The sequence below is a fragment of the Ferdinandcohnia sp. SAFN-114 genome (genome assembly GCF_059415045.1).
Map to the genome: position 1 here is coordinate 72,137 of NZ_JBPFDQ010000010.1, position 9,250 is coordinate 81,386.

The following is a 9,250-nucleotide window of genomic DNA, read 5'->3' on the forward strand; positions in this document are numbered from 1 at the left end:
TAACTAGGATAAGTGCTAGGAATTATATTAAGTGTTGTTTTAACCTTATTTGAATAAAGTTAAAGCCTCCGGCGGATGCCACAGATTTTCAAAAGAAGTTTTTCGCGTGGGCGCGCGAAAAAATCTGGGCGCAGATACGCCTTGGCGTATCTGATTAAGATGACTTTCATAAGTCGTCTTTTTTTTATCCAGAATCTAGTCCTTTTTGCTTATTTCATTCTAGTTAATACATCATTTTATAAGCAATTGGCAAACTAAGATTGGAAAATAATTCTGGAGGGTATGCTGTATGATTTTTTGGCAACACGTGCTGAAAATAGCTGTTCTATTCTTACTACTTTTAACAACTACAGTAAGCCCAGACATGGTAGTTGCACAACGGGACACACATTCACCTGTCATCACACATAATCCGAAAACAACAAGTGAGCCGCTATTACCCATCAAAATAAAGGCTGGTGTAACGGATGACACCACCATTCAACATGTAACACTTTTTTATAAGACAGGTAACTCAGATGACTTCAAAGCAATCCCGATGCAATTGAACGAGGAAAAAACATACATTGCCGAAATCCCGGGCTTTCACGTATATGATGAAATCACTTATTATATCGAGGCAAGTGACGGAACCAATACGGAAAAAACGGACGAGAACACCATACAAGTTATTCAAAAAGAAATCGATTATACCAAAATGCCTCAGCTGCTTGTGACGGAGGTTCTTCCAGACTCAACGAATGTGGGCAGTGCAGATGGATTTGAATTTGTAGAAATCTACAATAACAACAACAAAGCAATCAACTTTAAGGATTATAAACTCTACTATCGATATGGAAAGAATCCCCGAACAGATGTGATGTGGCCTTCTGTAAAAGAGAATGTGTTCATTCCTGCCCGCAAAACACTTGTGCTCTGGATCATCAATGGCGAAAATAGCGAGCAGACGGTGGAGGATTTTAATGCACATTATGGAACTAACTTGAAGGAAAATCAGGATATTGTGCGGGTTTACAGTGGCGGTATGGCAAACAAAAGCATGCGGGGTGTCGTGATTGGAACGAATACGCATCGTGAAATTTCAGTTGCATACTATAACAAGACAGAAGTTGACAAGGCAATTATATACCGATATCCAACCAACAAATCCACGGTCTCTAAAAGAATCGGCACAAAGGATGCGACTCCTGGTAAGGTAGAAAGCTACCAGGTACCGAAAAAGCGTGTTCATATTGAGGAAGATTCTGTCCCACCGAGTATTGAGGATTTAACATTAAATTCTGAAGTCAATCAAAAAGACAACCTGGAGCTCATCGCAAAAGCTACAGACGACCATACCGTTAAATCTGTTAAATTACATTATAAAATCGACCGGGATAACGAGTTCGATGAAGTCATTTTACATGAGAATTACGATGATTTACTGTTTCATCACACGATTGATGCACCAGCATTAATTGGCCGCGAGTATATCGATTATTACTATGTCGTTTCCGATGGAAGCAATGAGGTGAAAAGTGAGACTTATCGGGTTAACATCAAGAATGAACTTGACCACTCAAGTCTACGACTCAATCTGAAAAATGAAGAAATGCTTCGGGGAGAGAAAATAATCAAGGCTACTTCAGAAGAAAATACGCATTTGAAGCTGATGATTAACGGAAATGAGGTTCAGGAAGGCATCTATCGTTCACTTGAACACACCGCCTATTTTGCGTTTGAGGTAAATGGGTTGAATACGTATTTTCAAAATGCTGTCACGATGGGCAAGGAAGTATTACATGTGATGGACCAGGATTGGCTTACGAAATGGAAGACATTCACGATTCCAATTGAGCCTGAGCGACTTCCCGTAGGCAACACAACAATCACGATTCGTTCTGGAAACAAAGCTTCGCCGTTTGAACTTTGGTCGAGGGAAAATCGCGATGACTTTCAATTGCGAAACGTTCGACTCATTCTAGGCGATGGAACGGTGATCAAAGATCCGATTTACAACGACCCAAATCGCATCTTGAACATGGGGGATCAGCGTAAGCATGTCGATTTTACCTTTACGATTACGGAAAAAGAGGCCCGTTCGTTCACCTATAAATGGAACACAACCGAGGTGCACGACAAAAAACATAACGTCACAGTACAGGCTGGTGACAAAATGGTTCGTTCACAAGTTTTGGTCGATAATAGGGCCCCAACTGTCAATACAAATCTGAAAAATAAACCATACAAAGGGGCCTTTACAATTAATATTGACGTGAGGGATAAGCTTTCTGGTATTGAAAAAAAGACGGTAATCTTGGATGGAGAAGTAATTGAGGTTCCGTTTGAAACATCGTCCGCAAAGCTTAAACCAGGTAAACATAAGCTCAAAGTACATGCGATTGACAAAGTAGGAAATGAAACAAAGGATGTTTTCTATTTTAAAGTGGTGAATGAAAACCCAAAAAAACCAGAGCGCATTTCTCCGAAGGGAAAGAGTGAAGGGGATCCACTTTTACAAGTGAAGGTGAAAGATCCAACAAAGGATAAGCTTGATGTTACCTTTTATGAAGCCTACAAGCATGACATAAATTCAAGTGTGAAAGGATTTAAAAATGCGACTGAGCTTGAGCCACCTAAAAGGATGCTTCCAGAAGGAGAGGATGCTTTCACAACAGAAGACATCTCACTCGTTTCAAAAGCAGATGGCCGCTATTTAGTTACGGATTCTGACACAAAATTCCCGTACCACCGTTTTGATGTCACGGTTGATGAGTTTCTCGGTGACAATGACAGGGTTGAGCTTTTATGGAAAGGGAATTCACTTGAAGGTCGAAAAGTTTCGATGTACGCATGGAATCATAATGAGGGAAAATGGGTTTTGCTTGATTTTAAGATAGCAGGCTCAAAAGATTTTAAACTTGCTTCTGATGTGTCGGTCCGTAACTATGTACTTGATTCGAAAATCAATGTCCTGATTCAAGACGAAATTGCTGAAGAATTTGATTACACCTTCGTCTGGATGTCCGACACCCAATTTTACGCTGAGAGCTATCCGGAGATTTTTAAGGAACAAACGGAATGGATTGCAAAAATGAAGAAAAAGCTAGGTATCAAATATGTGTTTCATACCGGTGATTTGGTCAATCAATCGAGGAAAAAGAAGCAGTGGCGAAATGCGGATAAGTATATGAAGGTGTTGGATGAGAACAACATTCCATACGGTGTGTTAGCCGGGAACCATGACGTTGACCAGGTGAATAATGATTATTCCGAGTTCTATCGTTATTTTGGGAAGGACCGTTTTAACAATAAGCCATATTATGGTGGTTCGTACCGAAATAATCGTGGGCACTACGATTTAATTTCGGTAGGTGGCAATGATTTTATCATGGTCTACCTTGGCTGGGACGTAACGGATGAAGGTATAGAGTGGGTCAATAAGGTGCTTGCAGCCTATCCGGATCGCAAAGCGATTTTAAGCTTTCATGAATATTTACTTGCGACAGGTACGAGACATCCGATGGGAGATAAACTCTATAATGAAATTGTCGTACCAAACAAAAATGTCATGGCGGTATTGAGCGGTCATTATCATGAAGCACAAACCTTTATCGATGAAATTGATGATGATGGTGATGGTAATCCAGATCGCACCGTTACGCAAATGTTGGCCGATTATCAAGCAGGTCCAGAAGGTGGCCAAGGCTATATGAGGCTCCTGCATTTTGACCAAGATAACAATCGCATTTTGGTTAAAACATACTCACCTTATATGGATGACTATAATTTTTATGACCTAGATATTTATCCGCAGAAAGACCAATTTGTAATTGAAATGGATTTAGCACCAGTCACGAAGCGGGTCGCAACTGATTACTTTACGGTCAATGTTTATACAGACAGGGTAATCGGGACTGATAAGGCGAAAAGTGGTAAAACCGCAAAGGCCTTGTGGACGGGGCTTGAAAATGACCGTTCATACTCGTGGTATACTGTGGTTGAAGATAAATTTACAGGACGGGTAGTCTCAGATATTTGGACATTTCGTAAAAATTCAAGCGAGTAGTTGGGAAGAATCATTATTTTGTAATAATAATTTATTTATCGTTACAAACTAATGATGTAGGTGTATATTTTGTTGCTTTACCACGTTATTTTGCTGGCGTTTACTTGCTTTTGAAGCCGTGTTATACTTCCAAAGGTTATTTTGGCGTAATTAGGCAAGGCAAGAGGCATCTATTATTTAAAATGAAGCTAATTGCTAGGATTGTATACGGGGGTAGTTTCATGAATAGAAGAAGACGTCAGCACGAAGTTCACCCAACACTTCAAAAGGTAAAGGAATTCATATACATACTACTAGGTTCGGCCACAGTGGCTCTATCGTTTAATCTGTTTCTACTACCGAACAAGGTGGCATCTGGTGGTGTGAGCGGGATTAGTACCATCCTGAACTCCCTTTTCGGTTGGGAAGCAGCCTATGTCCAGTGGGCATTTAATATCCCATTATTCATTGCAGGGATCATTTTTCTAGGGAAGGTGTATGGTGCACGGACGTTAATTGGCACTCTTTTTTTACCATTTGTTGTTTATCTTTCTAGAAATCTGGAACCCGCAACATTCGATCCATTGCTTGGTGCTTTATTTGGAGGAATTGGAGTAGGTTTGGGACTCGGTATTACTTTCCGCGGCAATGCGTCGACAGGTGGGACAGACCTCGCCGCTCAGATTGTTCATAAGTTTACAGGAATCTCTCTTGGCAAAAGTGTTGCTTTTATTGACGGCTTGATTGTTCTGACCGCGGCAATTGTGTTCGATATTGAGAGTGGGCTCTATGCGTTAATTGGACTTTTCGTTACAAGTAAAACGATTGATTTGGTACAGGTAGGTCTAGGTAATTCGAAAATGGCTCTCATTATTACGAACCGTCAGGACGAAGTGCGACAGGAGATTTTTGACAAACTGGATAGAGGTGTGACAAAGCTCTCTGGATATGGGGGTTACACGGACGATGAGCGACCGATGCTCATGTGTGTAGTCGATCAAAAAGAGTTCACAAAATTGAAACAAGTGGTTCAAAGCGTTGATACATCTGCATTTGTCGTCGTAATGGACGCTTCAGAGGTATTAGGAGAGGGTTTTAAAAGAGCGTAAAAGGGGTATAATAAAAATTGTATAATGGAAAAATTTATTACAGGGGGTAAATTCTGTGAAACGTAAGCTATTTAGTTTTCTATTAGGATCATCACTTGTTTTCGCTTTAGCTGCATGTGGCGGTGGGGACGACAATGCAGGAGAAGCACCAGCAAGTGATAATGGCGGTGGAGAAGCTACCGTTAACGCTGAAGAAATCTTTCAACAAAACTGTGCATCTTGTCACGGAAAAGACTTGTCAGGTGGAGCAGGTCCTGACCTAACAAAGGTTGGATCTAAATACAGCCAAGATGAAATTGCTGGAATCATCGAAAATGGTCAAGGCGCAATGCCTGGTGGCATCATTAAAGGTGAAGAAAAAGACGCAGTAGCTGCTTGGTTAGCTGAGAAAAAATAAGTAGAATGTCAGGCCTTCCGGATGTACCGGAAGGCTTTTAATTTTGCCGAAATAGAGTTATGTCCGATAAAAAGTGGGGAAAGTCCGATATATTCAGAGTTGTGTCCGATAAATATGGATGAATGTCCGATATCCCGGCGACAATGTCCGATAAAATCAAAATTTTGTCCGATATCGAAAAACCTAATTAGATAGTCTGCCTTCCGGATGTACCGGAAGGCTTTTAATATGTCCAAAAAGAGTGTAATGTCCGATAAATGTGGATGAATGTCCGATATCACGGCAACAATGTCCGATAAAATCAAAACTTCGTCCGATATCGAAGAACCTAATTAGATAGTCTGCCTTCCGGGTGAACCGGAGGGCTTTTAATATGGCCGAAAATAGTGTAATGTCCGATAAAAAGTGGAGAATGTCCGATATCTTCAGAGTTGTGTCCGATAAATGTGGATGAATGTCCGATATCCCGGCGACAATGTCCGATAAAATCAAAGTTTTGTCCGATATCGAAGAATCTAATTAGATAGTCTGCCTTCCGGATGTACCGGAAGGCTTTTAATATGGACAAAATAGTGTTATGTCCGATATCTAAAACTTTCTCCATTGACCAGGTGAAATATTTTTATCAAAATTGCAGGAAAGGCGAAAAAAATGTCGAATACCCAATAAAAATGAAAGGAGTAGATGTATTTGATAAGAAAAGTGCGTACAGTTCCAATTATTATTTTAATCCTTGAAGCATTATTACAGAGAATCCCGCAAGATCATCCCAAAAGACCACAAATTCAAGTCGAATTAGTCAAAAGAAAGAAGGGTTACCGGGGAGAACTTTCGTTAAATTATTATTTGGAGCTCATCGACACACCCGAATTCCTCATTTTGCACGATATCAGACTTACAGATGGCAAAAGCTTCTTCCAAATTGACACCCTCATAATTACACCTTATTTTTATCTAATCCTAGAAATCAAAAATATAACAGGAACTTTATATTTTGAAGATGATTCTAATCAAATGATACGAACCTTGAACAATGAAGAAGAGGGTATGCATAATCCAATTTTGCAATCGCTCCGACATTCCCGCCAATTCAAAAACTGGCTCACTCAAAGGAAGTTACCGCTATTGCCCATCGAACATTTAGTCATTATCAGTGATCCAAAGACAATCATTAAAGCGTCAAGACCAAGTATCTTCACAAAAGTAATGCATAGTGCAAATCTCCCATTTACATTTGAAAAATTTCAAAATAGACATACGAAAGAATCGTTGACAATGAAGGAAATGAAGAGAATAGCGGGGACCATTGAAAAACACGATACCCCTAAAAAGCCTGACCCACTAGTACAGTTTTCTATCTCTCAAACTGAAATTTTAAGAGGGGTTCATTGTCCAAAATGTTCCGCTCTCCCGATTGAAAGAAAAAGAGGCTATTGGTATTGTGATAATTGTTATACGAAATCTCAAGATGCGTTTATTCAAGCACTTCAGGATTATAGCTTGCTCATAAAACCAGTATTTACGAACGAGGAAATACGTGATTTTTTACAAATCCCATCAAGTAAATTTGTCTTTCGATTGATAAAAACTATGAATCTCGAGTATGTAGGAGAGAAAAAAGGAAGGATGTACCGTTTGCCCCAATTCCAATATTTACACCCCACCAGCTAACCCCTATCCCATCAAACATTAACTAGTATGAAATAAAAATGTAATAAAATTGAGTCGTATTTTGACGAAAAATGATGTTATAATGAAAAAAGTAATGAAATTATCCTCATTTTGGCTTATAATTTCTAGTTGCATAGTTCAATAGAAGCACAAGTATGTCTATATGGACATAAGCGCTTACATTATAATATAAATAGATTACTAAACAAGAAAAATATAATCCCCACTGAGATCGGTGGGGTTCTTACTTCCGGTTAAACGAGGGATAAAAAAACGATGATAGGTGATTAGCAATGATAGAAATGAAAGACGTTTTTAAAAAGTATCCGAATGGTGTCATGGCCGTTAATGGAATAAATGTAAAAATTGATCAAGGTGAGTTCGTGTATGTCGTTGGTCCGAGTGGTGCGGGGAAGTCGACGTTCATTAAGATGATGTATCGTGAAGAGAAGCCGACAAAAGGTTCAATCATCATTAACGGGATTGATCTTGCTAAACTAAAAGAAAAGAAGGTTCCTCTTTTACGTAGAAATATTGGCGTCGTGTTCCAAGATTTCAAGCTGTTACCACGTCTAACGGTTTATGAAAACGTGGCGTTCGCGCTTGAGGTTATCGAAGAAAATCCGAAGAACATCAAAAAACGTGTAATGGATGTGCTTGACCTTGTTCGTCTTAAACACAAAGCACGACATTTACCAGATGAACTTTCTGGTGGGGAACAGCAACGTGTGTCGATTGCGCGTTCAATCGTAAATTCTCCAGGTGCGCTTATTGCGGACGAGCCTACGGGTAACCTTGATCCAGAGACGTCTTGGGAAATTATGAACATTTTTGAAGAAATCAATTTCCGTGGGACGACCATTGTAATGGCGACTCATAACCGTGAAATTGTGAATACGATCAAAAAACGTGTAATTGCCATTGAAAGTGGAAAAATTGCGCGTGACGAGGTAAAGGGGGAGTACGGTTATGAAGCTTAACACACTCCGCCGTCATTTACGTGAAAGTACAAAAAACTTAGGGCGAAACGGATGGATGACATTTGCATCTGTCAGCGCCGTTACCGTTACACTACTCCTAGTAGGTGTATTTTTAGTCATCATGATGAATCTGAACAGCATGGCGACATCACTTGAAAAAGATGTTCGTATCAGTGTTCACACGGAACTAACCTCAACAAAAGAACAGCAGGAAGCCTTGAAAGCAGAAATTGTAAAAATTCCTGAGGTTGCAACTGTCACCTTCTCATCAAAGGATCAAGAGTTAGAAAAGATGATTGATAGCTTTGGAGAAGATGGAAAAGTTTTTGCTTTATACGAACAAAGTAATCCACTTCATGATGTGTTTATCGTAGAAACGAAAAAACCTCAAGAGATTATGGCGGTTGCTGATAAAGTTGAAAAAATGGAGTATGTTTACAGTGTGAACTACGGAAAAGGAAAAGTTGAAAAGATTTTCAGTACAGTTGGTGTTTCACGAAACGTTGGAATCGGATTGATCATCGGGCTTCTTTTTACAGCGATGTTCTTAATTTCAAATACAATTAAAATTACGATCTTTGCGAGAAGAAGAGAAATCGAGATTATGAAGCTAGTAGGAGCAACGAACTGGTTTATTCGCTGGCCGTTTTTCCTAGAAGGACTATTCCTTGGAGTTCTTGGTTCTTTGATTCCTATTGGAATAATCCTAGGATTCTATAATTACTTATATGACATGATTCAACCACAATTAAACGGAACATTCCTAGAGCTATTGCCATTTAATCCATTTGCTTTCCAAGTAACTGCACTCTTACTGTTAATTGGTGCGTTCATTGGGGTTTGGGGAAGCTTAATGTCTGTCCGTAAGTTCTTAAAAGTATAAGATGATGTTCAGAAAGTCCTGTGAAAATGAAACATCTAATTTCTCGTTCCTTTTCATCCTTCTTTTTGAACACGAACTAAAAAAGCGCATCTGCTAAGGTGCGCTTTGGACTAACCTAAAATAGTGAGACAATATAAAACACCTCCAAAATGGCAATACTTGAGATAAGTATTGTGACATTAT

The 9,250-nt window shown here is 39.4% G+C and carries 7 protein-coding genes; 6 read left to right on the forward strand and 1 reads right to left on the reverse strand.

The window, feature by feature from the left end; genetic code table 11:
- Positions 1-289 precede the first annotated feature (289 nt).
- The 3 genes from ACR65M_RS05120 (at position 290) to cccB (ending at position 5,533) form a co-directional block, all read left to right on the forward strand.
- Positions 290-4,048, forward strand: coding sequence for a lamin tail domain-containing metallophosphoesterase family protein (locus ACR65M_RS05120; RefSeq protein WP_440272738.1), 3,759 nt, complete (start codon positions 290-292; stop codon positions 4,046-4,048).
- Between the two features lie 221 nt (positions 4,049-4,269).
- On the forward strand, positions 4,270-5,136 hold the full coding sequence (locus ACR65M_RS05125; RefSeq protein ID WP_440272739.1) for a YitT family protein: 867 nt from the start codon (positions 4,270-4,272) through the stop codon (positions 5,134-5,136).
- A gap of 55 nt (positions 5,137-5,191) precedes the next feature.
- The gene (gene cccB, locus ACR65M_RS05130; protein WP_121445819.1) at positions 5,192-5,533 is read left to right on the forward strand and encodes a cytochrome c551; all 342 of its coding nucleotides are present in this window, start codon (positions 5,192-5,194) and stop codon (positions 5,531-5,533) included.
- 328 nt (positions 5,534-5,861) lie between these two features.
- Here cccB and ACR65M_RS05135 read toward each other — a convergent pair whose 3' ends face one another.
- A complete protein-coding gene (locus tag ACR65M_RS05135; RefSeq protein WP_440272740.1) occupies positions 5,862-6,137 on the reverse strand; it encodes a hypothetical protein in 276 nt (91 codons plus the stop codon).
- 86 nt (positions 6,138-6,223) lie between these two features.
- Here ACR65M_RS05135 and ACR65M_RS05140 point away from each other — a divergent pair, with 86 nt between their 5' ends.
- The 3 genes from ACR65M_RS05140 (at position 6,224) to ftsX (ending at position 9,067) form a co-directional block, all read left to right on the forward strand.
- Positions 6,224-7,204, forward strand: a complete 981-nt coding sequence (locus ACR65M_RS05140; RefSeq protein WP_440272741.1) for a nuclease-related domain-containing protein — start codon at positions 6,224-6,226, stop codon at positions 7,202-7,204.
- Between the two features lie 293 nt (positions 7,205-7,497).
- The gene (gene ftsE / locus ACR65M_RS05145; RefSeq protein ID WP_341332926.1) at positions 7,498-8,184 is read left to right on the forward strand and encodes a cell division ATP-binding protein FtsE; all 687 of its coding nucleotides are present in this window, start codon (positions 7,498-7,500) and stop codon (positions 8,182-8,184) included.
- A complete protein-coding gene (gene ftsX, locus ACR65M_RS05150) occupies positions 8,174-9,067 on the forward strand; it encodes a permease-like cell division protein FtsX (protein ID WP_341332925.1) in 894 nt (297 codons plus the stop codon). Before ftsE ends, ftsX begins: the two co-directional genes overlap by 11 nt.
- Positions 9,068-9,250: the final 183 nt, after the last annotated feature.